This is a genomic window from Mesorhizobium sp. M0659, assembly GCF_040320605.1.
Classification (GTDB): Bacteria; Pseudomonadota; Alphaproteobacteria; order Rhizobiales; family Rhizobiaceae; genus Mesorhizobium.
This window is the reverse complement of record NZ_JAMYPY010000058.1, coordinates 1-1091: the sequence shown is the minus strand read 5'-3', so window position 1 is coordinate 1091 and position 1091 is coordinate 1. Positions and strand designations below refer to the sequence as shown.

Genomic DNA, 1091 nt, shown 5'->3' with positions numbered 1-1091 from the left:
TTGCGAGAGAGTGTTGGCAAGGAGTGTCAGAGATGTGAGACCGACCGCCCCGATAAGTGCCGTCATGCCGATCCAGAAATGAAGGAGGAAGCAAATGCCGAGATAAAACAGCATCCATGGCAGATCGAAGAACGCTGTCGGACCGTTTCCACCTAAGAAGCCGCGAACATTGTCGAGATCGCGAAGCGGCTGCAAGCCGTCGCCCGGCATGCGCGTTGAAAGCGGAAGGCGAACGATCGCATCGTGAACGCGTCCGGAAAACTGACCATCGAAACGCTCGCCAATCCGCAGCAGCACGCGGGCGCGCAAAATGTCGAGCAGGCATTGGAACGCATAAAGCCCCGCAGCAAGCACGACGAGCCCCACTAGCGTGGATACGCTGCCACTTGCCAGAACGCGGTCATAGACCTGAAGCATGAACAGCGGCGAGATCAGCGCAAGCACGTTGACCACGCCGCTGATCAACATAATGCCCCAAATCGCGGAAGTCAGAGGGAAGGGTCTCAAAGCTGAATCCTTTGGAATGGTTGTCACGTAAGTCTCCGGAGGCTGGCGACCCGGCTCCCTATATTGCTCCCCGACCGGCAACCGACTGCATCCGCTCGCTGGTTCAGGATCAGTGCTCCCGCCGAATATGTTTGGTCCCGGCATTTAATGGAGCGGGTCAACAACACCGTCCGGCTGAAGGTTTGGAAGGGATTCATCGTGGTCGGCCGCAAGGGCCCGAACAGGCGAATCCGCCTCCACACCTTCAGGAGATTTCGGTGCACGACCAGCGCGACGCGCAGGGCTTGGTCAAGCTATCCACGCTGCGACTGCTCCCGGGCGCCCCTCGGGCGCCCCGGCCCAGGCAAGTAGCGGAACGGGAAAGCGCCCGCCCAGGGGGCGGGGCGGGCGCGGTTCCGTATGGGTTTCTGGATCAAACGAAGGTGAAGTCCGACGCGGTCAGGCCTAGGTCGGCCACGGTGACTACACCGCCCAGGTGGGCGAACTCGTGCGCGCTGCCGTCGGCGGTGACATAGGCCAGAGTTGCGAGTCTGTCGGTGTAGCTGCTTTGGTAGACAATGATGTCGCCGGCGTGCTCGCCGGAG

General features: G+C 61.1%; 1 protein-coding gene. It reads right to left on the bottom strand.

Annotated elements, in window-relative coordinates; translation table 11 throughout:
* Positions 1 to 468 (bottom strand): ABC transporter transmembrane domain-containing protein (locus NKI31_RS31780; protein WP_352653452.1); only part of this gene is annotated, 468 nt, incomplete at its 3' end.
* Positions 469 to 1091 lie beyond the last annotated feature (623 nt).